Annotated in this window: 18 protein-coding genes and 3 rRNA genes; 8 read left to right on the forward strand and 13 right to left on the reverse strand. The window is 63.5% G+C overall.

Going from position 1 to position 24876, the window contains the following annotated elements:
• Positions 1–169: 169 nt before the first annotated feature.
• The gene (locus NGK62_RS27400; protein WP_059379515.1) at positions 170–1090 is read right to left on the reverse strand and encodes a LysR family transcriptional regulator; all 921 of its coding nucleotides are present in this window, start codon (positions 1088–1090) and stop codon (positions 170–172) included.
• A gap of 240 nt (positions 1091–1330) precedes the next feature.
• Between NGK62_RS27400 and scpC the strand changes: the two genes are divergently transcribed.
• On the forward strand, positions 1331–2848 hold the full coding sequence (gene scpC, locus NGK62_RS27405) for a succinyl-CoA:acetate CoA-transferase ScpC (protein WP_125472970.1): 1518 nt from the start codon (positions 1331–1333) through the stop codon (positions 2846–2848).
• Between the two features lie 130 nt (positions 2849–2978).
• Here the strand turns inward: scpC and NGK62_RS27410 are convergent, their stop codons facing one another.
• Entirely contained in the window at positions 2979–3923 is a 945-nt protein-coding gene (locus tag NGK62_RS27410) for a LysR substrate-binding domain-containing protein (RefSeq protein ID WP_118935206.1), read from the reverse strand.
• Between the two features lie 120 nt (positions 3924–4043).
• Here NGK62_RS27410 and NGK62_RS27415 point away from each other — a divergent pair, with 120 nt between their 5' ends.
• The 4 genes from NGK62_RS27415 to rrf all read left to right on the forward strand — a co-directional run bounded on the left by NGK62_RS27415 (position 4044) and on the right by rrf (position 10287).
• Positions 4044–4349: a hypothetical protein gene (locus NGK62_RS27415; RefSeq protein WP_223283520.1), complete on the forward strand. Its 306-nt coding sequence runs from the start codon at positions 4044–4046 to the stop codon at positions 4347–4349.
• 871 nt (positions 4350–5220) lie between these two features.
• Positions 5221–6751, forward strand: a 16S ribosomal RNA gene (locus NGK62_RS27420).
• A 342-nt stretch (positions 6752–7093) separates the two neighbouring features.
• Positions 7094–9976 (forward strand): 23S ribosomal RNA (locus tag NGK62_RS27425).
• 198 nt (positions 9977–10174) lie between these two features.
• Positions 10175–10287: ribosomal RNA gene (gene rrf, locus NGK62_RS27430) — 5S ribosomal RNA — on the forward strand.
• The 16S, 23S and 5S rRNA genes sit together here, the layout of an rRNA operon.
• A gap of 155 nt (positions 10288–10442) precedes the next feature.
• Here rrf and NGK62_RS27435 read toward each other — a convergent pair.
• From NGK62_RS27435 to NGK62_RS27450, 4 genes are all read right to left on the reverse strand, one after another.
• A complete protein-coding gene (locus NGK62_RS27435) occupies positions 10443–11183 on the reverse strand; it encodes an aldolase (protein WP_059371735.1) in 741 nt (246 codons plus the stop codon).
• A 59-nt stretch (positions 11184–11242) separates the two neighbouring features.
• Positions 11243–11647, reverse strand: a complete 405-nt coding sequence (locus NGK62_RS27440) for a YchJ family protein (RefSeq protein ID WP_251881247.1) — start codon at positions 11645–11647, stop codon at positions 11243–11245.
• Between the two features lie 21 nt (positions 11648–11668).
• Complete coding sequence (locus NGK62_RS27445; protein WP_059371737.1) at positions 11669–11941, reverse strand: GNAT family N-acetyltransferase; 273 nt, start codon at positions 11939–11941, stop codon at positions 11669–11671.
• A gap of 95 nt (positions 11942–12036) precedes the next feature.
• Positions 12037–12987 (reverse strand): 3-hydroxyacyl-CoA dehydrogenase NAD-binding domain-containing protein, encoded by a 951-nt coding sequence (locus NGK62_RS27450; protein ID WP_251881248.1) that lies wholly within the window; start codon positions 12985–12987, stop codon positions 12037–12039.
• 119 nt (positions 12988–13106) lie between these two features.
• Between NGK62_RS27450 and NGK62_RS27455 the strand changes: the two genes are divergently transcribed.
• Positions 13107–13739, forward strand: a complete 633-nt coding sequence (locus tag NGK62_RS27455) for a hypothetical protein (protein ID WP_251881249.1) — start codon at positions 13107–13109, stop codon at positions 13737–13739.
• 46 nt (positions 13740–13785) lie between these two features.
• On the opposite strand, the gene NGK62_RS27460 is transcribed toward NGK62_RS27455, so the two are convergent.
• Complete coding sequence (locus NGK62_RS27460; protein ID WP_251881250.1) at positions 13786–15186, reverse strand: MFS transporter; 1401 nt, start codon at positions 15184–15186, stop codon at positions 13786–13788.
• Between the two features lie 114 nt (positions 15187–15300).
• Here NGK62_RS27460 and NGK62_RS27465 point away from each other — a divergent pair, with 114 nt between their 5' ends.
• Positions 15301–16170 carry a LysR family transcriptional regulator gene (locus tag NGK62_RS27465; RefSeq protein WP_059371741.1) on the forward strand — a complete coding sequence of 290 codons (870 nt, stop codon included), beginning with the start codon at positions 15301–15303 and terminating at the stop codon, positions 16168–16170.
• A 90-nt stretch (positions 16171–16260) separates the two neighbouring features.
• The gene (locus NGK62_RS27470) at positions 16261–17676 is read left to right on the forward strand and encodes an amidase family protein (protein WP_251881255.1); all 1416 of its coding nucleotides are present in this window, start codon (positions 16261–16263) and stop codon (positions 17674–17676) included.
• A 53-nt stretch (positions 17677–17729) separates the two neighbouring features.
• Here the strand turns inward: NGK62_RS27470 and NGK62_RS27475 are convergent, their stop codons facing one another.
• The 6 genes from NGK62_RS27475 to leuS all read right to left on the reverse strand — a co-directional run bounded on the left by NGK62_RS27475 (position 17730) and on the right by leuS (position 24823).
• Positions 17730–18518: a 2-keto-4-pentenoate hydratase gene (locus tag NGK62_RS27475; RefSeq protein WP_251881261.1), complete on the reverse strand. Its 789-nt coding sequence runs from the start codon at positions 18516–18518 to the stop codon at positions 17730–17732.
• A gap of 4 nt (positions 18519–18522) precedes the next feature.
• A complete protein-coding gene (locus NGK62_RS27480) occupies positions 18523–18900 on the reverse strand; it encodes a hypothetical protein (protein WP_251881262.1) in 378 nt (125 codons plus the stop codon).
• Between the two features lie 139 nt (positions 18901–19039).
• Positions 19040–20320, reverse strand: a complete 1281-nt coding sequence (locus tag NGK62_RS27485) for a glutamate-5-semialdehyde dehydrogenase (RefSeq protein ID WP_059371744.1) — start codon at positions 20318–20320, stop codon at positions 19040–19042.
• 115 nt (positions 20321–20435) lie between these two features.
• Positions 20436–21491 carry a DNA polymerase III subunit delta gene (gene holA / locus NGK62_RS27490; protein ID WP_251881263.1) on the reverse strand — a complete coding sequence of 352 codons (1056 nt, stop codon included), beginning with the start codon at positions 21489–21491 and terminating at the stop codon, positions 20436–20438.
• On the reverse strand, positions 21492–22154 hold the full coding sequence (locus NGK62_RS27495) for an LPS-assembly lipoprotein LptE (protein WP_059371746.1): 663 nt from the start codon (positions 22152–22154) through the stop codon (positions 21492–21494).
• An 11-nt stretch (positions 22155–22165) separates the two neighbouring features.
• The gene (gene leuS / locus NGK62_RS27500; protein WP_251881264.1) at positions 22166–24823 is read right to left on the reverse strand and encodes a leucine--tRNA ligase; all 2658 of its coding nucleotides are present in this window, start codon (positions 24821–24823) and stop codon (positions 22166–22168) included.
• Positions 24824–24876: the final 53 nt, after the last annotated feature.

Here is a 24876-nt window from a genome sequence, read left to right on the forward strand (position 1 = left end):
ACAAAAACGAGCGCTGCGGCCCTATTTTTTTTGGTGCGCCCGACGGCCGTTGTGGCGGCGCGGACCCAGGGTAGAAATAGGGCCGGATAGGCGATCGGACGCCGCAGGCAGGCTCTGCTGCGGGCGGCGTCCGCAAACCCTATTTACGCGGCCAACGTTTGGATTCAACTCAAACAGGACGGGCGCTCGGCGCGGCGCGCTTTTTCGGCTTGCCCAGCACCGCGTCGCATACCTCCAGCCAGGCGTGGGCGGCATACGACAGATAGCCGGACCGCTGCCAGATATGGCCGACCTCCCATTGCATGCCGGACTTGGCCAGCTTGGCGGTGCTCAGGCCGCGCGTCTTCATGCGCTGCATCAGGGGTTCCGGCAGCAGCGCCACGCCCAGGCCCGCCGAGGCCATCGCCACCAGAAAGTCCCAGTGCGCGCTCTGGGCCGCGATGCCGGGCTGGAAGCCGGCATCGGCAAACGCCTGACGCAAGCGCCGGGTGATGGCGAAGTCGTCCGTGGGTATCAAGAGGCGCGCATCGCGCAGGGCGGAGAGCGGCAGCGAGGTCTTGCCGGCCCAGGGCGCGTCGGGCGGGCCGATCACCCAGATCGGGTAGCTGCCGAAGGGCTGGGCGGCCAGGCCGCCGTCTGGCGCAATGGGAAGAATGGTCGCGCCCACCTCCAGTTCGCCGCTGGCGACCAGGCCTTCCACGGCCTGGCCGGTGCCTTCGCGCAGGGTCAGGTGGATGCCCGGATGCAGTTCACGGAAGCGCTTGACCACAGGCGTGAACAGCAAGTTGATCATGGGCGGAATTCCGACCTCGAGCGCGCCGCGGCGCAGGTCCGCGGTCTGGCGCAATTCTTCGGACAGCTGGCGCATCGTTTCCAGCACCTGCAGGCCGCGCTGGTACATGACCCGGCCGGTGTCGGTGGGGCGGGCGGTGTGGCCGTCGCGGATCAAGAGCGGCGTGCCGGCCTCTTCCTCCAGCTGGCGGATCATCTTGCTTACCGTCGACTGCGTCACGAACAGCGTCTTGGCCGCCTGCGTGAAGCTGGCGTGCTTGACGGTTTCGACGAAGTACCGCAATGCGCGCACGTCCATGGACCGGGACTCCCTCGCGCGTTATGCGCAAAACTCTCAAACGATGAAAAAAATGACTTATTTGGATGATTTTAAGTCATTACGAGATTTGAGCCGGCCTTCCTATACTGCCGAAAATTCGTTCCCGGACCGCTTCGAGTCGGCCCGGGAACCTCGGGAAACGCCGCGTCAGACGGCGCCTGGGCGCACAGCGGCAACGCCGCGCCCCGCCGCACGTAGGCCCTTGAATCTGGAGACACCATGCATCTCGACCGTATCCGCCACCCTGGGCTGCGCGCCAAGATCACTTCCGCCGATCAGGCGGCTTTGCTGGTTCAGGACGGCATGACCGTCGGAATGAGCGGCTTCACCCGCGCAGGCGACTGTAAGTCGGTGCCGGCGGCGTTGGCGGCCCGCGCCGAGCGCGAGCCGCTCTCCATCACCCTGATCACCGGCGCATCACTGGGCCATGACACGGACAAGATGCTGGCGCAGGCCAACGCGCTGGCGCGCCGCATGCCGTTCCAGGTCGACACGACCCTGCGCCGCAAGATCAACCAAGGTGAAATCGCCTTCATCGACCAGCACCTGTCGGAAACGGTCGAACAGCTGCGCGCGGGCCACATCGGCCCCATCAACGTCGCCATCATCGAGGCCGCCGCCATCACCGAGACCGGCGCCATCGTGCCGACCATGTCGGTAGGCAACTCCGCCTCTTTTGCGCAGCAGGCGGACGTCATCATCATTGAATTGAACATGGGCGTGCCCGCCGCCATCGAGGGCCTGCACGATATCTACGTGCCCGAAGCCCGTCCGGCGCGCCAGCCCATCGGCCTGGTTTCCCCCGACCAGCGTATCGGCCAGTCCTGCATCGAAGTGGATCCGGCCAAGATCGCCGCCATCGTCATCACGCAAGAGCCGGACAGCCCGTCCAACGCCTTGCCGCCCGACGAGGAAACCAATGCCATCGCCGGCCACATCAATGACTTCCTGCGCCGCGAGGTCGACGCCGGCCGCCTGACCAACGAGCTGCTGCCCTTGCAGGCCGGCATCGGCACCATTGCCAACGCGGTGCTGCACGGCTTCGAGTCGTCCAGCTTCGAGAACCTGACGATGTATTCGGAAGTGCTGCAGGACAGCGCCATCGAACTGCTGGACCAGGGCAAGCTCGCGTTCGCGTCGGCCTCTTCGATCACGGTGTCCAAGCCCGTGTACGAAAAGATCCTGGCCAACATGGAGCACTACCGCGAGCGCATCGTGCTGCGCCCGCAAGAGATCAGCAACGCGCCCGAGATCGTGCGCCGTCTGGGCATCATCGCCATCAATACGGCGCTGGAGTTCGACATCTACGGCAACGTCAATTCCACCCACGTGGGCGGCACGCACATGATGAATGGCATCGGCGGTTCGGGCGACTTCGCGCGCAACGCGCACCTGGCGATCTTCGTGTCCAAGTCCATGGCCAAGAACGGCGACATCTCCAGCGTGGTGCCCATGGTGTCCCATGTCGACCACACCGAGCACGATGTCGATGTGCTGGTCACGGAATGCGGCCTGGCGGACCTGCGCGGCCTGGCGCCGCGCGAACGCGCGCGCGCGGTGATCCAGAACTGCGTGCATCCGTCCTACCGCGACGCCCTGCAGGATTATTTCGACCGTGCCTGCGAACGCGGCGGCCAGACGCCGCATCTGCTGGAGGAAGCGTTCTCCTGGCACCAGCGCTTCAATGAAACCGACACGATGCGGCCGGCCAGCCCGGCTGCGCGCAAGGTAGCCTGAGGTCCGCCGCGACGCGAGCCTGCCGCCGCCGCGACGCCTGCCGGGTTTGCGTGCGTAGCGCATCCCGGCTTGCGGATCGTGGTTTTCGCTGGCGTCGCGATTTGGTAGAGGTAAGGCAGCGGAGGCTGTCTTACCTTTTTTTTGCCTGGGTTTTCTTGCCGGGGCCGGACTTGGGGATGGTCAGGTTTTCGCGCGACATCTCCAGCTCGTCGCGCAGCCACTGCTTCAGTTCCACCAGCGGCGCCCAGTCGCGCAGGCTGGGCCGGTAGACCAGGTGATAGGTCTGCGCCTGTTCGTACTCGATGCTGATCGGAGAAATCTGCACCAGCCGGCCTGAGCACAGCGCGTCCGCGGCCAGCAGTTGGCGTCCCAGCGTGATGCCCAGCCCTTGCTCGGCGGCCTGCATCATCATGCCGGCATCGTTGAAGGAAGCCACCGGCGTGACGGGTGTGTCCAACCCGGCGGCGCTGAACCACGATTGCCAGAGCTCGCGCTCGCCCAGCAACGGTTGGCGCGCCAGCGTCTGGGGCGAGTAGTCTGGAAGCGCCGCCGCGGTTTCGGGCGACGCCAGGACGATCAGGGGCAGCGGCGTGTTGAACAAAGGTTCCGATTCCACGCCCGCCCAGGGGCCGCGCCCAAAACGCAGCGCGGCGTGAAAACCGTCGCGCAACAGATCCACCACCTGCTGCGACGTTTCGATTTCCAGCGTCAGACCCGGATTGCGCTCGCGCCAGCGCGCCATGCGCGGCAACAGCCAGCGTTGCGCGAAAGAGGGCAGCACCGACACGCGCAAGCGCTGCTCGCTGCCAGAGGCTGCGGCCGACGCCGCCATCGTCCCTTCATCCAGCAGCGCCATGGCGCCCTGCACGCTGCACAAGAGCGCGGCGCCGGCCGAATTCAGGACGATGCCCCGGCCGCTGCGCTCGAACAGGGGAAAGCCCAGTTGGGTTTCCAGCACCTTGATCTGCTGGCTGACGGCGCTGTGGGTCAGATGCAGCCGTTCGGCGGCCGCGCGCAGATTCTGCAGCTCGGCCACGGCACGGAAGGCGGGGAGGGTACTGAGCGGCAGGCGCATGATGGGGACCCAGGGAGAGATTGGTCATCATAGCTTACCGATACCCCCAAAACAATTCGATTTTCAGCGGGGTATTGGGCGACTACGCTTACCAAAGTGCATAAATACCTGGAGCCCATCATGTCTGCACAGCTTTGCACCCCGTCTTCTTCCGCCCTGGCCGCCATTGCCAGGGATCGCCAACAGTCCCCCGCACAGCCGGTCGCGGCGCAGCCCGCCCAGCTGGCGGCGCCGCGCGCGGGATTCATCGCGATGCTTGCGGCCGCCTATCGCAAGCGCCGCAATGAAGCGCGCCTGCGCCAACTGGCTGCCGATCTGGATGAGCATATGCTGCAGGATCTGGGCGCGCCCGGATGGCTGATGAACGAGGTCGCGGTCAAGCGCGACCTGGCGCGCTTGCGCGACGTGGACTACCTGCGCTGGTAGGTGGGGCTTTGGCCTCTGGTAAGCGGCCCGGCGTCCTTGCCGATTCCCCTTCGCGGCGCCGTCTCCTATATCAGGCAGCAGCGGGGCCGCGCGCTTGCCAGGAAGATGGCCTGTCTCTAGCTCTCTATATATAGCGAGGCGGAGGGTGTTAGAGCGCGCGGCTGGCGAGGCGTCGCAGATGGTGGATGCATCTGGAACAAATATTTGGCCGCATGGCATGACAGACGGAAAACTTGTGCTATAGTCTCGCTCCTTCGCAGTTCGGACAGTTCTGAAGCGCGAAGCCAAGCAAGCACAACAGGTCGGGCAAGAAGATTCGAGCCAAGCCTGCCGCAAAGCAGTCAGAAATGAACGCCGCGCGGTTATTGCAAGGATTGCAGCAAGTTAGGCAAAAGCCAGTTGCACAATCTGCAAAAATCGTGTTATAGTCTTGGGCTTGGCAGTTGCCGAAAACTTAGGGTTAACCCTGATATTTCGATAGCTGCTAAGAGAGGCGGACCTGAAGAGGTCGCAAGCAAGAAAGCGAAACGCAGTATGTGACGCCGACTTGACAAGCGAAAAAAACTTCTTCATAATCTCGTTTCTCTGCTGCAAACAACGCGGCGCCAGCGAAAGCGGCGTAGCGAAGCGAGCAGGCAGTAAGTAGTACAGAATTTAGCAGTACCGCTCTTTAACAATTAAACAACCGATAAGTGTGGGCGCTTGATGCGAGTGCAATGTGACTTCGGTCACAGGCACAATGAAATCAAGTGCTCACTAGAAGTGAAGTACCTTAGACGTCAAGTTTAAGAACATACCTCACTTCCTTTGAGTAGCGACGTATGACTCGACCCTTTCGGGGGTTAAGAAATACGAAACAAATACAGAGATTAAACTGAAGAGTTTGATCCTGGCTCAGATTGAACGCTAGCGGGATGCCTTACACATGCAAGTCGAACGGCAGCACGGACTTCGGTCTGGTGGCGAGTGGCGAACGGGTGAGTAATGTATCGGAACGTGCCCAGTAGCGGGGGATAACTACGCGAAAGCGTAGCTAATACCGCATACGCCCTACGGGGGAAAGCAGGGGATCGCAAGACCTTGCACTATTGGAGCGGCCGATATCGGATTAGCTAGTTGGTGGGGTAACGGCTCACCAAGGCGACGATCCGTAGCTGGTTTGAGAGGACGACCAGCCACACTGGGACTGAGACACGGCCCAGACTCCTACGGGAGGCAGCAGTGGGGAATTTTGGACAATGGGGGAAACCCTGATCCAGCCATCCCGCGTGTGCGATGAAGGCCTTCGGGTTGTAAAGCACTTTTGGCAGGAAAGAAACGTCATGGGTTAATACCCCGTGAAACTGACGGTACCTGCAGAATAAGCACCGGCTAACTACGTGCCAGCAGCCGCGGTAATACGTAGGGTGCAAGCGTTAATCGGAATTACTGGGCGTAAAGCGTGCGCAGGCGGTTCGGAAAGAAAGATGTGAAATCCCAGAGCTTAACTTTGGAACTGCATTTTTAACTACCGGGCTAGAGTGTGTCAGAGGGAGGTGGAATTCCGCGTGTAGCAGTGAAATGCGTAGATATGCGGAGGAACACCGATGGCGAAGGCAGCCTCCTGGGATAACACTGACGCTCATGCACGAAAGCGTGGGGAGCAAACAGGATTAGATACCCTGGTAGTCCACGCCCTAAACGATGTCAACTAGCTGTTGGGGTCTTCGGACCTTGGTAGCGCAGCTAACGCGTGAAGTTGACCGCCTGGGGAGTACGGTCGCAAGATTAAAACTCAAAGGAATTGACGGGGACCCGCACAAGCGGTGGATGATGTGGATTAATTCGATGCAACGCGAAAAACCTTACCTACCCTTGACATGTCTGGAATTCCGAAGAGATTTGGAAGTGCTCGCAAGAGAACCGGAACACAGGTGCTGCATGGCTGTCGTCAGCTCGTGTCGTGAGATGTTGGGTTAAGTCCCGCAACGAGCGCAACCCTTGTCATTAGTTGCTACGAAAGGGCACTCTAATGAGACTGCCGGTGACAAACCGGAGGAAGGTGGGGATGACGTCAAGTCCTCATGGCCCTTATGGGTAGGGCTTCACACGTCATACAATGGTCGGGACAGAGGGTCGCCAACCCGCGAGGGGGAGCCAATCCCAGAAACCCGATCGTAGTCCGGATCGCAGTCTGCAACTCGACTGCGTGAAGTCGGAATCGCTAGTAATCGCGGATCAGCATGTCGCGGTGAATACGTTCCCGGGTCTTGTACACACCGCCCGTCACACCATGGGAGTGGGTTTTACCAGAAGTAGTTAGCCTAACCGTAAGGGGGGCGATTACCACGGTAGGATTCATGACTGGGGTGAAGTCGTAACAAGGTAGCCGTATCGGAAGGTGCGGCTGGATCACCTCCTTTCAGAGCTTAGTGCTCGTGTTAAGCGTCCACACTTATCGGTTGTTTGATGTAGCTGGTGTCAATGTTTTGATGCCGTGTAGAGGCTAACTCATAGCGCTGCTCGCAGTGTTATGAGTTGGGTTTTACTCAACAGCTATATTTGTTCTTTAACAATCTGGAAGAAGCACAACGAAAATGTACTTATCAAGTACTCGACGCAAGTCGATGAAGATAAGTACGGGTTGTGATTGCATTAATTTTGTTCCAAGTTCTCAAGACTGGGGTGAATAACCTCAGACTGCTTTGAAACTTATGAACGGCACAAACGCTAATACTCAGGTCCTATAGCCTACAGCGTTATAGGATCAAGCGACTAAGTGCATATGGTGGATGCCTTGGCGATCACAGGCGATGAAGGACGTAGTAGCCTGCGAAAAGCTACGGGGAGCTGGCAAACAAGCTTTGATCCGTAGATGTCCGAATGGGGAAACCCACCGCAGCAATGCGGTATCCCTGGCTGAATACATAGGCCAGTGGAAGCGAACCGGGTGAACTGAAACATCTCAGTAGCTCGAGGAAAAGAAATCAACCGAGATTCCGAAAGTAGTGGCGAGCGAAATCGGAAGAGCCTTTACGTTTTAGCACGCAAGATAGTCGAACGGAATGGAAAGTCCGGCCGTAGCAGGTGATAGCCCTGTAGGCGAAATCTTGTGTGTGGAACTAAGCGTAAGAAAAGTAGGGCGGGACACGTGAAATCCTGTTTGAAGATGGGGGGACCATCCTCCAAGGCTAAATACTCGTGATCGACCGATAGTGAACCAGTACCGTGAGGGAAAGGCGAAAAGAACCCCGGAAGGGGAGTGAAATAGATCCTGAAACCGTATGCATACAAACAGTAGGAGCCTCCTTGTGGGGTGACTGCGTACCTTTTGTATAATGGGTCAGCGACTTACATTCAGTGGCAAGGTTAACCGAATAGGGAAGCCGTAGCGAAAGCGAGTCCGAATAGGGCGATTCAGTCGCTGGGTGTAGACCCGAAACCAGATGATCTATCCATGGCCAGGTTGAAGGCACGGTAACACGTGCTGGAGGACCGAACCCACTAATGTTGAAAAATTAGGGGATGAGCTGTGGATAGGGGTGAAAGGCTAAACAAATCTGGAAATAGCTGGTTCTCTCCGAAAACTATTTAGGTAGTGCCTCAAGTATTACTGCGGGGGGTAGAGCACTGTTATAGCTAGGGGGTCATGGCGACTTACCAAACTATGGCAAACTCCGAATACCCGCAAGTACAGCTTGGGAGACAGAGCACCGGGTGCTAACGTCCGGACTCAAGAGGGAAACAACCCAGACCGCCAGCTAAGGTCCCAAATTATCGCTAAGTGGGAAACGAAGTGGGAAGGCATAGACAGTCAGGAGGTTGGCTTAGAAGCAGCCATCCTTTAAAGAAAGCGTAATAGCTCACTGATCGAGTCGTCCTGCGCGGAAGATGTAACGGGGCTAAGCGATAAACCGAAGCTGCGGGTGTGCACTTTGTGCACGCGGTAGGAGAGCGTTCTGTAAGCCTGCGAAGGTGGCTTGTAAAGGCTGCTGGAGGTATCAGAAGTGCGAATGCTGACATGAGTAGCGATAAAGGGGGTGAAAAGCCCCCTCGCCGTAAGTCCAAGGTTTCCTGCGCAACGTTCATCGGCGCAGGGTGAGTCGGCCCCTAAGGCGAGGCAGAGATGCGTAGCTGATGGGAAACTGGTTAATATTCCAGTACCGTCGTACAGTGCGATGGGGGGACGGATCGCGGAAGATCATCAGGGTGTTGGATGTCCCTGTTGCTGCATCGAAGATGGCGCTTAGGCAAATCCGGGCGCGTAAATCAAGGGTGTGGCACGAGCGAGCATTGCTTGCGAAGTGATTGGAAGTGGTTCCAAGAAAAGCCTCTAAGCTTCAGCTGTACGAGACCGTACCGCAAACCGACACAGGTGGACGGGATGAATATTCCAAGGCGCTTGAGAGAACTCAGGAGAAGGAACTCGGCAAATTGATACCGTAACTTCGGGAGAAGGTATACCCCGGTAGTGTGAAGCGCCTGCGCGCTTAGCATGATGGGGTCGCAGAGAATCGGTGGCTGCGACTGTTTATTAAAAACACAGCACTCTGCAAAGACGAAAGTCGACGTATAGGGTGTGACGCCTGCCCGGTGCCGGAAGGTTAAGTGATGGGGTGCAAGCTCTTGATCGAAGCCCCGGTAAACGGCGGCCGTAACTATAACGGTCCTAAGGTAGCGAAATTCCTTGTCGGGTAAGTTCCGACCTGCACGAATGGCGTAACGATGGCCACACTGTCTCCTCCTGAGACTCAGCGAAGTTGAAGTGTTTGTGATGATGCAATCTACCCGCGGCTAGACGGAAAGACCCCATGAACCTTTACTGTAGCTTTGCATTGATCTGTGAACCGGCCTGTGTAGGATAGGTGGGAGGCTTTGAAGCGTAGTCGCTAGATTACGTGGAGCCATCCTTGAAATACCACCCTGGTTTGTTTGCGGTTCTAACCTTGGTCCGTTATCCGGATCGGGGACAGTGCATGGTGGGCAGTTTGACTGGGGCGGTCTCCTCCCAAAGTGTAACGGAGGAGTTCGAAGGTACGCTAGGTACGGTCGGAAATCGTGCTGATAGTGCAATGGCATAAGCGTGCTTGACTGTGAGACTGACAAGTCGAACAGGTGCGAAAGCAGGACATAGTGATCCGGTGGTTCTGAATGGAAGGGCCATCGCTCAACGGATAAAAGGTACTCTGGGGATAACAGGCTGATACCGCCCAAGAGTTCATATCGACGGCGGTGTTTGGCACCTCGATGTCGGCTCATCTCATCCTGGGGCTGTAGCCGGTCCCAAGGGTATGGCTGTTCGCCATTTAAAGAGGTACGTGAGCTGGGTTTAAAACGTCGTGAGACAGTTTGGTCCCTATCTGCCGTGGGCGTTGGATACTTGACGGAGCCTGCTCCTAGTACGAGAGGACCGGAGTGGACGTACCTCTGGTGTACCGGTTGTCATGCCAATGGCATTGCCGGGTAGCTAAGTACGGAAGAGATAACCGCTGAAGGCATCTAAGCGGGAAACTCGTCTGAAGATAAGGTATCCCGGGGACTTGATCCCCCTGAAGGGTCGTTCGAGACCAGGACGTTGATAGGTCGGGTGTGGAAGCGCAGTAATGCGTTAAGCTAACCGATACTAATTGCCCGTGAGGCTTGATCCTATAACACTGATGGTTATGACCTGGTGATGTAGCGTTCCAAGTGTCGTTCAATACAAAATCTGGCTGCGCCGTCAGCAGCCAGCCAACACCAATTACACCCCATCGTGCGTGATCATCGAGTCTGACTCTGATCGCCACGCGTTGTGTTTCTTCCAAGATTGGAGCAGTTGCCTAACCGCAGCCGCTCAACCAGTTACGCTTGACGACCATAGCGAGTTGGTCCCACTCCTTCCCATCCCGAACAGGACAGTGAAACGACTTTGCGCCGATGATAGTGGACGGACGTCTGTGAAAGTAGGTCATCGTCAAGCTTTTATTCCGCAGAACCCCACAGGTAACCCCTGTGGGGTTTTGTCTTTGTGGCGCCGCGTCGATGATTAGACTCATGCGGTCCGCAACCTCCAATGAAAAAGCCCTCGCAGGATGCGCCTGCGAGGGCTTTTGTTTTTCCCGTCAAAGACAGCGGTTAAGGCAATTGACGGCGCAAGGCGGCGAAGAACAGCTCGGATTGCAGGCGTTCGCTCTGGACCTGAGCGGCAACCTTGGCAGCCAGATCAGGATCGACCGGCACTAGCGGGCGTCCCGTCGATTGCGCAAGCACCTGGGCGGTACAGGCGCGTTCCAGGAAGAACAGGTCGTCATAGGCATAGTCCAGCCGTTCCCCGCAGACCACGACGCCGTGGTTGCCGAGGAAGACCACGTCCGCGCCCTGCATTGCATGGGCGATGCGTTCGCCTTCGCTGACGTCCAGCGCCAGGCCGTTGTAGCGTTCGTCGATCGCCAGGCGGCCGTGAAAGCGCATGGCGTTCTGCGACAGCGTGGTGTCGAGCGCGCGATCCGAGGTGAGTGTCAGGGCCGTGGCGTAGGGCATGTGCGTGTGCAGCACACAGGCCTTGCCGGCGATGCGGTGAATGGCGGCATGGATGAACATGGCCGTGGGCTCGACTGCATGGCGGCCCGCGAGCTTGTTGCCTTGGGCATCGATCAGCACGATGTCGTCCGCTTGCACTTCATGCCACATCAGTCCGCGAGGATTGAGGAGGAAATGCTCCGAGTCGCCCGGCAAGGCCACGCTGAAGTGATTGCAGACGCCTTCGCCCAGACCATGCGCTGCGGCGGCTCGCAATGCGAGCGCAAGATCGGCGCGCAGTGCCGCGACAGATTCTGCGTGAAAGAGCGCTTCGGCGTGGCGAGAATCCTGGTTCATGTCTGCCTTTTTCTGGTGTGTGGGTTGGGAAGGGCCAGGTCCGAAAGTGCCGGACCTGGTCAGTGCAGGTCGCCGTCCACGTAGAACCACTGGCCGCCTTCGCGGACGAAGCGGCTGAGTTCGTGCAGACGGTGGGCGCGGCCGGCCTGGCGGCTGCGGGCGACGAATTCCACGGTGGCGTGTTCAGAGTCCTGGCTAGCTGTTTGCTTGATCGCCAGACCCAGCCACTTCAGGTCGGGCGGATTGGGCTCGAGCGCGCTGGGGCGGGTGCTGGGGTGCCAGGTCGCCAACAGATAGGGCAGCTTGTCCAGCACGAAGGCGCTATAGCGCGAGCGCATCAGCGCCTCGGCGCTGGGCGCCTGCAGCGCTTGCGGGCCTTCATGCCAGCGGCCGCAGCATTCGGAGTAGGGCTTGGGATTGCCGCAAGGACAGGCCGAGGCCGGGAGCTTGGAGGGTTTGGTCACGATGCGAAAAGCCCAGGACGCTCAGGCCAGCAGATCGTTGTATTCAGGGTGCCGGCGGATATACGCGTCGGCGTACGAGCACAAGGGCCGCACCTTCCAACCCCGGGCGCGCGCATCGTCCAGCGCGTACTGGGTCAACGCCGCGGCGATGCCGCGGCCGCCTACCTGGCTAGGCACGCCGGTGTGCGTGATCGCCATGGTGTTGTCTTGCAACTGGTAGTCGAGCACGCATAGAACGCCATCGACGGTGGCGGTGTAGCGGGAAAGCGAACTGTCGTGTGTGACGGAGATCATTCGGAGGAGTCCTGCTATGGAAGTGGGCAGGCGGCGTTGCCTGCCGGTTGCGGAGGATGCCGGCCTTTTGGCCTGAACCGGGCTGCAGCCCGGGTTCAGCGTTGCAGCACTTTCAGCAGCGCGGTCAATTGCGCATCGCGCGTCTGCACCAAGTCGGCGATGCTGCGCTCGCCGGCTTCGGCGTTGACGCCTGCGATCAGGCGCTGCTGCAGGTCTGGGGTGACTTCAGGTGCGCCAAGATCGTCCCACCAGGTTTGGACTGGGCCCAGCAAGTGATCCATGAAGTTTGCCAGCCCGCCCGTCCCGCCGCCCAGGTTGAAGGTCATGTGCGGGCCGAACAGCGCCCAGCGCAGGCCGGGGCCTTGCGACACGGCGGCGTCGATGTCGGCCACGCTGGCGACGTTCTCGGCCGCCAGGTGTATCGCTTCGCGCCACAGGGCCGCCTGCAGCCGGTTGGCGATGTGGCCGGGGACTTCCTTGTTCAAGCGGATGGGGTACTTGCCCAGGCCGCGGTAGAAGGCGATGCAACGATCGATGGTGTCGGCCGAGGTCAGTTCGCCGCCTACCACTTCGACCAGCGGAATCAGGTGCGGCGGATTGAACGGATGCCCGATGACGAAGCGCGAGGCATGGCGGCACTGCGATTGCAGGCGGCTCATGATGAGGCCGGACGAGCTGGATGCGACGATGACCTGCGGCGGCAGCACGGCGTCCATGCGCGCAAAGAGCGTGGTCTTGAAGTCTTCGCGCTCGGGCGCGTTTTCCTGCACGAAGTCTGCGCCGGCCAGCGCAGCCTCCAGGTCCGGTTCGAAGCGCAGCGCCTCGGCAGAGGCGCCGGGCAGCACGTGTCCGAGTTCCGCCAGCACGGGCCATGCCGCTTGCACGCGGGCGCGCGTCAGCGCTTCGGCGTCGGCGGCGGGATCGCTGACGACGACCTCAAGGCCGCGAGCGAGGAACAGCGCAGCCCAACTGGCGCCTATGGTGCCTGCGCCGACAATGGCGACGCGGCGGATGGCGGGCGGGTTGGACGTGGCAGGGCTGGACATGCGGGTCTCCTGTGAGCACGGATAGGAGCATTGTGAAGCAAACGCCGACTGGTTGCCACGCACAGGGCGCGCGGGCAAGATAGCGGCTCTCTTCGACCTGCAGAATCCAGGAGTTCAGCATGAACGCGACGCCAGCCTCCCGATCCGCCGTGCCGTATTTTTGCCAATGGGAGTCGGCGCATTTGGCCAGCGAGATCATCCAGGGCAAGCTGGCCCTGGCCGATGATCCGGCCTGGCGGGGCTCGGGCGCGCGCGACGTGGATGAGTACGCGCGCTGGGCCAGCCACGTCTGCGGCATGGCCTGCCTGAAGATGGTGCTGGCGGCGCGCGACGGGCGGCATTATCCGACGCTGGAGCTGGCGCGGGGCAGCGTGCCTTACGGCGCCTATACCGTGGAAGGCGAACAGATCAAGGGCATGATCTACGCGCCGTTCGTACGCTACGTGGACGAGGCATTCGGCCTGGCGGCGCGGGTGCATGTCGATCTGCGCGCGGAAGAACTGCCTGGCTTGATGGCGCAGGCCGCCTACTTCATGGCGTCCGTGCATCCCTGGATACGCTGGCCCGAGCGGAAGCCGCCCAGGAAGGGCGGGCACCTGGTGCTGGTGACGCGTGCAACGGCGGACTCGGTGACCTTCCACAATCCTTCGGGCGAGCCGGGCACGCAGGCCGATGTCGAATTGCCGCTGGCCGTCTTCGACGAATTCTTCGCGGGGCGCGGCGTGGCGATACTCCCGGCCGCGCACGCTTGAGCGCTGCGGCCTTCATGGCCTGTGACGGCCGCCGCCTTGCCCGCGTTCAGGCGTTGCGCGCGCGTTGCAGGTAGCGCCATGCCAGCACGGCAGCGAGCAGATAGCCTGAGGTGATGACGACGTAGGCGGCGGGCAGGCTGGCGCTCCACTGCGGCAGCAGATGCAGGATGGTACCCATCAGCGCGACGCCTACCAGCGCGCCCGATTGGCGGTTGGCATTCAGGGCGGCGGCGGCGCTGTTGGCGTGGCCCTTGCCCGATACCTGCATGACCACGCTGGTCATGGTGGGGACGGCGACGCCCACGCCCAGATTGGCCACTGCGACGATGATGGCGAACGGCCAGTAGGCCATGTCTGGCGAGAACATGACGATCCCCGCGGCGCTCATGGCCGCGGCCAGCGACACGCCGCCCAGCAGCGCTGTCGACACGTTCCAGCGCGCCGACACCCGGCTGGACAGCAGATTTCCCAAGGAAAATACGGCCAGCATGGGTACCAGCTGCAGGCCGGTCTCCAGGGCATCCGCGCCGCGCGCATGCTGCAGAAACAGGCTGAGCAAGAACAGCTGGCCGTAGGCTGCCAGATTGATCAGAAAGCCGACGCCGTTGGCGGCCGCGAATTGCGGGGTTGCGAACAGGACGCGCGGGATGATGGGGTCGGCATGGCGGCGCTCGCGCCGCACCAGCAACAGGGCAGCGGCCGCGCACAGGGCAATCGTGACCAGGATGGGGTTGGAGGACCAGCCATAGGCATTGCCCTGGATCAGCACGAAGCACAGCGAGGACAAGGCGATCACGCCCAGCAGGTGGCTCAGCGGATTGAGTGCGCGCGGGCGGCGTGGGGCCGCCTGGATGCGGCGGCGCGCCAGCCACAAGCCGCCCAGCCCCAACGGGATGTTGATGAGGAAGATCCCGCGCCAGCCGAATTGGTGGATCAGCACGCCGCCCAGGAGCGGGCCGGCGGCGCCCGCCACCGCCACGATGGCGGACCAGGCGGCCAGCATGCGGTTGCGCACCTGATCGTCGTCGTAGGCATGGGTCAGCAGGCTGAGGGAGCTGGGCATGAACAGGGCAGCGCCCAGCCCTTGCAGCATGCGGGCCAGGATCAGCATGTCGGCGTTGGGCGCCAGGCCGCAGAGCAGGGACGCCAGGGTGAAGACGCCCAAGCCGGCCAGATAGATCGTCTTGGCGCCATAGCGGTCGGCCAGCGCGCCGGCCACCAGCAGCAGGGCCGCGAAAGTGAGGGTGTAGCCATCCACGATCCAGACCAGGTCCGTCAGGGGGACGGTGAACTGCACCGCGATGCTGGGCAAGGCGACGTTGACGACGGTGACGTCCAGCATGGCCATGACGAATCCGATGGCCAGCGTGACAAGCGGCAGCAGGCCGGCCGCGGCGGGTTTGGCGGCCAGCGAGGGCGCGGAGAGGTTGGGGCAGGCGGAGCTCATGGCTGGTGGTGTGGCAGGGCTGTCGAGGACTGAAGCTTAGACCTGCGCTTTGATGCAAAAAAGCCGAATAATTGCTTTACAGTGATGCAAAAATGCATAGATGGAGAGATCGCCATGGACTGGGACAATGCCAGGATCTTCCTGGCCATCTACCGGGTAGGAACCTTGCGGGGCGCCGCCGCGCTGCTGCAAATCGACCAGGCCACCGCCGGGCGCAGACTGGCGGCGCTGGAGTCCTCGCTGGACGCGCGTCTGTTCCTGCGCACGCCGGGCGGATACGTGCCCACGGCGGCCGGCGAACTGGCGTTCGCGGCTGCGGAACGCATGGAGCAGGCGGCGGACCAATTGCAGCGCCAGATGCAGGGGCTGGATCATCGCCTGTCCGGCGTGGTGCGCGTGGCGACCTCGGAAACCGTGGCCAGCTACTACATCATGGAAGCGGTGCGGCGCGTGCATGCCCAACACCCCGACATCCGCGTGGTGCTGTCCACGGCCATCCAGATCAGCAACCTGACGCGCCGCGAAGCCGACCTGGCGATACGGAACATCAAGCCGGACAATCCGGATCTGATCCACCGCCACCTGACGCGCAAGGAGGTCGGCCTGTACGCTTCGCGGGCCTACCTGGCCGCGCATGGCGAGCCGCGGCCGGGCACGGCGTTCGCGGGCCACACGCTGGTGACGTACCAGCAGGCGGTGCTGCCGGGATGGTCCGATACCTTCTGCGGCGAACCCACGGGCAACGGCCGCATCGGCATGGAGCTGAACTCCGGTCTGATGATTCTCGAAGCGGTCGCGGCCGGGCTGGGCATCGGCGAGGTGCCTACGCACATGGCGCCCGGATATCCGGAGCTGGTACGCATCTGGCCGACGCGCAGCGAACCCTACGACCTGTGGCTGGTGATGCACGGCGACCTGAACCGCACGGCCCGCGTGCGCGCCGTGGCCGACGCGATAGTCGAGGTCTTCGAAGAAGACGAGTAGCGTTCCTGGCCGGGGGCGGCTTGTGGGCAGGCGCGGCAGGCGCTAATGTTTGCCTGATCTTTCAAAGCAACCATGATTCAGGAGTCGCGCGTGTCCGATCTTTGGCGTTTGTCCGCAGTTGAGCTTGCCGCCCGCATCCGCAAGCGCGAGGTGTCCGCCCGCGAGGCCGCGCAAAGCGCGCTGGGCCGGTTGGATGCCGTCAATCCCGCGATCAATGCCGTGGTGGACCACCGCCCGGACGATGTGCTGGCCCAAGCGGCGCAAGTGGATGCGATGCTTGCGCGTGGCGAAGACCCGGGGCCGTTGGCTGGCGTGCCTGTCACGGTGAAGATCAACGTGGACCAGGCGGGTTACGCCACGACCAATGGCGTGAAGCTGCAGAAGGATTTGATCGCGGCGCAGAACAGCCCTGTCGTGGACAATCTGCTGCGCGCGGGGGCCGTGATCCTGGGCCGCACCAACACGCCCGCGTTTTCCTTGCGCTGGTTCACCGGCAATGCGCTGCATGGCGATACCTTGAACCCGCGCAATCCTGCGCTGACGCCCGGCGGCTCGTCGGGAGGCGCGGCAGCCGCGGTGGCGGCCGGCATCGGGCATCTGGCGCATGGCACGGATATCGCCGGCTCCATCCGCTATCCGGCCTATGCCTGCGGCGTGCACGGCCTGCGGCCGTCCCTGGGACGCGTGGCGGCCTACAACGCCGCGCTGCCGGAACGCTCGATCGGCGGCCAGTTGACCGCGGTGTCCGGGCCCCTGGGGCGCAGCATCGCCGACCTGAGGCTGGGCCTGGCCGCGCTGGCGGCGCGGGATGCGCGCGATCCTTGGTGGGTGCCTGCTCCCCTGGTGGGAGCCGAGGCGCCGCGACGGGCCGCGCTGTGCCTGAATCCGGACGGCATGGACACCCAGCCCGCCGTGGTCAAGGCCTTGCAGGAAGCCGCGCGCCGGCTCAGCGAGGCAGGCTGGACGGTGGACACGCTGGATGCGGTACCGCCGATGCAGGAGGCGGCGGACCTGCAGATCCGCATGTGGCTGGCCGATGGTTACAACGCCATGGTGGCCGCCGCCGAGAAAGAAGGGGATCGCGGCGCGCTGGTGGCGCTTGCCGGCCAGCGCGACAAGGCGGCCGGGGCCGACCTTGCCAGTTTTTCGGCCACGCTGACGCGGCGCGCCACGCTGACCCGCCTGTGGGAACAGTTCTTCGCCGAGTATCCCGTATTGTTGCTGCCCGTGTCGGCCGAGCTGCCGTTCCCGGACAAGCTCGACCTGCAAGGCGATGCCGCGTATGCGCGCGTCTGGCGCGCGCAGATGACGCAGATCGGCGTGCCGTTCATGGGTTTGCCGGGCCTGTCGGTGGCGATGGGGAGCGCGATGAGCGAGGCGGGCGCGAGCCCGGTCGGCGTGCAGGTGCTGGCGGGACGCTACCGCGAGGACCTGCGTCTGGATGTGGGGGCAATCATCGAGGCGGGCGCAGCGCCCATCGATATCGCGCAGCCAGCGGCCCGCTAGTCCGCGAGAGCGGACAAGGCGGGCATGGGACGCAAGCTCGGCGTACGGCCGGGCTAGGGCTTGCTGAACCGCAGGCGCAGGACGCCGAGGTCGCCGTAGGCGAGTTCCAGGTCGCGGTTGGCGGGCACGTCCAGGAAGCCGGCGTAGGAGCCGGTGATGACGTGCTGGCCGGCGCGCAGTCCCAGGCCCTGTTCACGCAGGAAATTGGCCAGCCAGTAGAGCCCGGCCTTGGGGTGATCGTTCGGGTGGATGCCCGCGTGCTGCTCGGTTTCGACTCCGTCCACGGACAGCGTGATGCTCAAGGCGCCGGGCGCATCGTGCGGCGATGCGATGCGCGGACCCAGCACCAGGCCCTGATTGAACATATGGTCGGCCAGGAGCTCGGGCAGGCTGGCATGTTCCGGGGCTGCATAGCGGCAGCCCAGCACTTCCAGGGCCAGGCGCGCGCCGCCGATGGCCGCGTCCACATCCGCTTCGGTGTAGGGCTCGGGGCGGGCGGGCAGATCCCGCGCAATTTCGAACGCGATCTCGGGTTCGATGCGCACGGTCTCGGTCTGGGCCGCAACAGGGCCGGCGTCGGCGTAGGCGACGGTCGAGGCGTAGATCGGCGCGACCACGCTTTTCTCGGGCGTGGGCAACGCGCTCTTCCAGGCGCCGATGTCGTCCCGATGCTTCTCAAGCAGCAGCTGCGCGGTGCGTTGCTGCACGGCGAAGGCCTGGTTCAGCGATTGGGGGCGGCAGTCGGCGGGCAAGCGCGGGCCGGCGACGCCGGATTCGCGCGCGGCGACCAGATAGCGGGCCGCCTCGAGGCTGCCGGGATAGTCTTCGATTCTGATCTGCATGGGTTCAAGCTCCCAGGAACAGCATGATCCAAAGGACGATCATGGCGATCAGGCCGAGCCAGCACGAACCCCAGAAGCCGACGATCGGCCATTTCAGCGACAGCGGCGTCTTCTTCGGATCGACGTGGGTAAGCAGGTCGTTGGCGTTGCCGATCAGCCAGAAGCGCGTGCCGGGAAACATCAGGCGGAAGAAATAATCCAGCATGATGGACGCCTGGATCGCCAGCGGATACTGATTGAACGGGCGGTGCTGCAGATACGGGTGCTTCAGCGCGGCGTTGATCTGCTTGCTCTTGATGAACAGCACGATGCCGCTGAGCGTGCACGTGATGAAGCACAGCAGGAAGAGGCTGAAGGCCATGGCCATCGCGGGTGAGTACATGGGGATCTCAGGAAGACGCGGCGCGCCGCGTTCGGATGAAAAGAAAGCCTGCGGAAAATCGCTGACCGTATTGTAGAAGGCTTGCCGCGGCCCCGTGTTCAGGGCCGCGTCAGTCTGCGCGCAGCGCGGCGCCTTGGGGTCAGCCGCGCACCTGGCCTTCGCCGCTGAGCACCCATTTCAGCGTGGTCAGGCCTTCCAGGCCGACCGGGCCGCGCGCGTGCAGGCGGTTCGTGGAGATGCCGATCTCGGCGCCCAGGCCGTATTCGAAGCCGTCCGCAAAGCAGGTCGGCAGGTTGACGTATACCGAGCTGGAGTCGACCTCGCGCTGGAAGCGCTGCGCGGCGGACAGGTCCTCGGTGACGATCGCGTCGGTATGGCCGGAGCCCCAGCGCGCGATGTGTTCGATGGCGTCGTCCAGCGTGTCGACGATGCGCACCGCCAGGATGGGACCCAGGTATTCCGTGGCCCAGTCTTCTTCCGTGGCCGGCTTGGCGTGCGGCAGCAGGGCCAGCGTGCGCGGGCAGCCGCGCAATTCGACGCCATGTTCGGTGAGGGCCGCGGCCAGGCTGGGCAGGATGGAAACGGCGGCGACCGCGTCGACCAGCAGCGTCTCCATGGCGCCGCAGATGCCGTAGCGATAGGTCTTGGCATTGAAGGCGATGGCGTGCGCCTTGTCCGGATCGGCCGCCGCGTCGATATAGACGTGGCAGTTGCCGTCCAGGTGCTTGATGAGCGGCACGCGGGCCTCCTGCGACAGGCGGGCGATCAGGCCCTTGCCGCCGCGCGGCACGATGACGTCGATGTGCTCGGTCATGGTGATGAGCTTGCCGACGGCGGCCCGGTCGGCCGTGGCGACGACCTGCACCGCGTCTTGCGGCAGGCCCGCGGCGGCCAGGCCGGTCTGCACGATGCGCCCCAGCGCGATGTTGGAATGCAGGGCTTCGCTGCCGCCGCGCAGGATGGCGGCGTTGCCGGATTTCAGGCACAGCGCGGCCGCGTCGATGGTCACGTTGGGACGCGATTCGTAGATGATGCCGATCACGCCCAGCGGCACGCGCATCTGCGCCACGCGCATGCCGTTGGGGCGCACGCTGGTGGCGGTGATGCTGCCGATGGGATCAGGCAGGGCGGCGATCTGGCGCAGGCCCTCGGCCATGTGCGCCAGCGTCTTGTCCGACAGCGTCAGGCGGTCCAGCAGCGCCGGCTCCAGGCCGTTGCTGCGGGCTGCGGCCAGGTCTTTCTCGTTGGCGGCCTTGAGTTCGTCGTGGCTGGCGGCCAGGGCGTCGGCCATGGCCAGCAGGGCCTGGTTCTTGGCGGCGCCGGTGGCGCGCATCATGGCGCGCGAGGCGCGGCGGGCGTTTTCGCCCAGGGTGAGCATGGCTTGTTCGATGGAGGACGTGGACATGGCAGCGTCGATCATGAGAATGGGGCGGCGCGGACGCCGCCTGGAGATTCAGTGTATATCCGGCCGCTAGGCCGGGCGAACTCCAGCCGCGGGGCCGGAGGGAGAGGCGAAGGCGGCGGCTATGCCGCCTTCACGGTCGTCCGCCCGCGGCGGCGACGCGCAGCGCGAGCCGCGTCATTTCTTCCCAGGGATCGGACAGGCGTCCCGGCACCGACAGGCCCTTGATCAGGCGGTCGACCTCATGGGCATGCTGCACGGCGGCCGGCCACACGTTCGGCTGTACCCGGTTCAGCGCCTGCAGCGCCAGCCGTTCGTGCGCGCCGAAAATGCGCAGACGGCGCATCAGGCCGTTGACGTCCTGGCGCAGGGCGCGCGCTTCGGCGATGCGGGCCAGCAGGCGGATTTCCTCGCCGACCGCCCACAGCACCAGCGGCAGGGCTTCGCCTTCGGCGCGCAGGCCGTCGATCATGCGAATGGTGCGGCCGGTGTCGCCGGCGAGCATGGCGTCGCGCAAGCCGAAGACGTCGTAGCGCGCGACGTTCAGCACCGCGCGCTCCACGTCCTCCGCGGCCAGTTGGCCTTCGGGGTAGAGCAGGCCCAGCTTCTGGATTTCCTGGTGCGCGGCCAGCAGATTGCCTTCCACCTTGTCGGCCATCCATTGCAGGGTGGCGCCGTCGGCGCGCTGGTTCTGGCGCGCCAGCCGCATGCCGACCCAGGCGGGCAGGCGGCCGCGTTCGATGTTGGCGATATCGACCATCATGCCGCCGCGGCTCAGGGCTTGCACCCAGCGGCTTTCGCGGGTGGCCTTGTCCAGGCGGGGCAGGGCGATCAGCACGAGCGTGTCGGGATCCGCCTGCTTCTCGGCCTGTTCGGCCAGCTTGGCCAGGGTGTCGGCGCCGGATTTGCCGGGCTTGCCCGTCGGGATCTTGATTTCAAGGATGCGGCGGTCGCCGAACAGCGACACGCTTTGCGTGGCGGCGGTGACCGAACTCCAGTCGCTGCGCGCGTCCATCACCATGGACAGGCGGTCGGTGTAGCCCGCGTTGCGGGCCGCCGCGCGCAGGGCGTCCACGGCCTCGGTCACGAGCAGGGGTTCGTCGCCCGAAACCGTATAGAGCGGCGCCAGGCGGTTGCCTGGCCGCTGCAGGTGCTCGGCCAGGCGATCCGCGTCCAGGGGCTGTGCCATTTAACGCAGGATGGCCGGGTCGGTGGTGGACGGCGTCTGCCACGGCGTGGGCGTGCGCTTTTGATCCGGCGTGGTCGGGTCGTACAGCGGGGTCTCGCCGTCTTCCGCGCGCTCTTCGGCATTTTCGAATGCGTGGCGCACTTCCGGCGCGGTCATGCGGCGCAGCAGGCGGGATACGAGGTCGCGCTGCATGGCCCGGTACAGCGTTTCGATCTGGCCTTGCTTGGCCTGCACGACCTGGTCGTCATAGGGCATTTCGCGGTAGATCGACAGCGTGGTGTCCGGGATCAGGGCGCGGCCCTTGGCGTCGATGAGGCGGAACGTGTAGTTGATGCCGAGTTCGTATTCCTCGACGCGGCCCTGGGCGTTCAGCGACACCTCCCGCAGAGTGCGGGTGTCGGCCACTTGCTGCAGGATGGCCTGCGCCTCCTTGGGCGTGGACACGATCTTGGTGTCCGGCGAGGCCGCGCGCAGCGCACGGCGCACGTCGGCGCCGAACTGCGTGGTGTCGGGAATGCCGACATACAAGGTGTCGAATGGCATCGGCGTGACGCCCCGCAAGGCGAAGCCGCAAGCGGAGAGCAGCATGAACAGCGCCAGGCAGGCGCCGCGCAGCAGCCAGGACTGGCGGGGGGAATGCGTTTGTTGCCCGGCGAAGTGCATGCTTGACCTCATCAGCCTACGACGTTGACCAGTTTGCCCGGAACCACGATGACGCGCTTGGGCGGACGGCCTTCCAGGAAGCGGGCGACCTCTTCCTGGGATGCCGCGAGCTTTTCGATGTCTTCCTTGGCGGCCTTGGCGGCCACGCGGATGGAGCCGCGCAGCTTGCCGTTGACCTGGAGCATCAGCTCGATCTCGTCGGCGACCAGCGCCGCCTCGTCCACGTGCGGCCAGGGCGCGTCGAGCAGGTCGCCCAGCTCGTGGGCGTAGCCCAGGTCGCGCCACAGGTGCCAGGTGATGTGCGGCACCACGGGATACAGCACGCGCAGCAGCACGCCCAGCGTTTCGGCGTAGGCGGCGTCCGCGGCCGCGCCTTCAGGCAGCTTGGCGTCGTCGATGGCGTTGAGCATCTTCATGCACGCCGACACGACGGTGTTGTACTGGATGCGCTGGTAGTCGTAGTCGGCTTGCTTGAGCAGGCCGTAGACTTCGCGGCGCAGATCCTTGACCGGAGCCGGCGCCTGCGCCCAATCGGCGCCATGGGCCAGGCCGCGCGCGATGGCCTCGCGCTGGCCGTAACTGATGGACCAGAGACGGCGCAGGAAGCGGTTGGAGCCTTCGACGCCGGAGTCCGACCATTCGAGGGTCTGTTCCGGGGGGCTGGCGAACATGACGAACAGGCGAGCCGTGTCCGCGCCCAGCGTGTCGATCAGCGATTGCGGATCGACGCCGTTGTTCTTGGACTTGGACATCGTGCCCACGCCGCCGTAGGTGATGGCGGAGCCGTCCGACTTCAGCTTGGCGCCGACGATGGCGCCGCGGTCGTCGTAGACGTTTTCGACGTCTTCCGGCCAGAAGTACTCGATGCCGCCCTGCGGCGTCTTGCGCGAGTAGATATGGTTCAGCACCATGCCCTGGCACAGCAGCTTGGTGAAGGGCTCGTCGAAGTTGAGCAAGCCCATGTCGCGCATGACCTTGGTCCAGAAACGGGCGTACAGCAGGTGAAGCACCGCGTGCTCGATGCCGCCGATGTACTGGTCCATCGGCATCCAGTAGTCATTGCGCGCGTCGACCATGGCCTGCTCGTTGCCCGGCGAGGTATAGCGCATGAAATACCAGGACGAGTCCACGAAGGTGTCCATCGTGTCCGTTTCACGGCGCGCCGGCTTGCCGCATTTGGGGCAGGAGCAGGACAGGAAAGCCTCGTTCTTGGCCAGCGGGTTGCCGCTGCCGTCCGGGATGAGGTCGTCGGGCAGGACCACCGGCAGGTCTTTTTCCGGCACCGGGACCGGGCCGCAATCCGCGCAGTGGATGATGGGGATGGGGGTGCCCCAATAGCGTTGGCGCGAGATGCCCCAGTCGCGCAGGCGCCAGGTGGTCTGCTTTTCGCCCAGCCCTTGCGCGCCCAGGTCGACGGCGATGGCGTCGACCGCTTCCTTGTGGGAGAGGCCGTCGTACTTGCCGGAATTGATGGTGCGGCCGGCCTGCTTGTCGCCGTACCACTCCTGCCAGGCGTTGGTGGAGTATTCCTTGCCAGCCACGTCCACGACCTGCACGATGGGCAGGTCATATTTCTTGGCGAAGGCGAAGTCGCGCTCGTCATGCGCCGGCACGCCCATCACGGCGCCATCGCCGTAGGTCATGAGCACGTAGTTGCCGACCCAGACCTGGACTTCGGCGCCCGTGACCGGATGCGTGACGTACAGGCCCGTGGGCATGCCTTCCTTTTCGCGCGTGGCCATTTCGGCCTCGGTCGTGCCGCCCAGCTTGCATTGCTCGATGAACGCGGCCAGCTGCGGATTGGAGAGGGCGGCCTGCGTGGCCAGGGGGTGTTCCGGCGCCACGGCGCAGAAGGTCACGCCCATGATGGTGTCGGCGCGGGTGGTGAAGACGTACAGCTTGCCGTCCTGGATCAACTGGCCGTCCTGGCCGGCGATCTGGTGCGGGAAGGCGAAGCGCAGCCCCTCGGACTTGCCGATCCAGTTTTCCTGCATCAGGCGCACGCGCTCGGGCCAGCCGGGCAGGTCGTTCTGGACGGCGCCCAGCAGTTCGTCGGCGTAATCGGTGATGCGCAGGTAGTAGCCGGGGATCTCGCGCTTTTCGACCAGCGCGCCCGAGCGCCAGCCGCGGCCGTCGATGACCTGTTCGTTGGCCAGCACGGTCTGGTCCACCGGGTCCCAGTTGACGACCTGGGTCTTGCGGTAGGCGACGCCCTTTTCCAGCATCTTGAGGAACAGCCACTGGTTCCACTTGTAATACTGGGGATCGCAGGCGCACATTTCGCGCGACCAGTCGATCGCCAAGCCCATCGCCTTCATCTGCTTCTTCATGTAGGCGATGTTGTCGTACGTCCACTTCGCCGGCGGCACCTTGGACTTGATGGCGGCGTTTTCCGCCGGCATGCCGAAGGCGTCCCAGCCCATGGGCATCAGAACGTTATAGCCGCGCATGCGCAGCTGGCGGGCCATCATGTCGTTGATGGTGTAGTTGCGCACGTGGCCCATGTGCAGCTTGCCGCTGGGGTAGGGCAGCATGGAGCAGGCGTAGAACTTCGGCTTTTCGGAGCCGTCGGCGTTCTTGGCGTGTTCGTGGACCAGGTAGACGTCGCGGGCCTGCCAGTCTTGGTGGGCGGCTGCTTCGACGGTATTGGGGAGGTAACGTTCCTGCATGGGCTCGTGCACGATGGCAAAAAAGGGTGAGCCGCCTCGCCGCGCGGGCGCGG

The sequence above is a fragment of the Achromobacter sp. Marseille-Q4954 genome, from assembly GCF_943737025.1.
Classification (GTDB): Bacteria; Pseudomonadota; Gammaproteobacteria; order Burkholderiales; family Burkholderiaceae_B; genus Achromobacter; species Achromobacter bronchisepticus_A.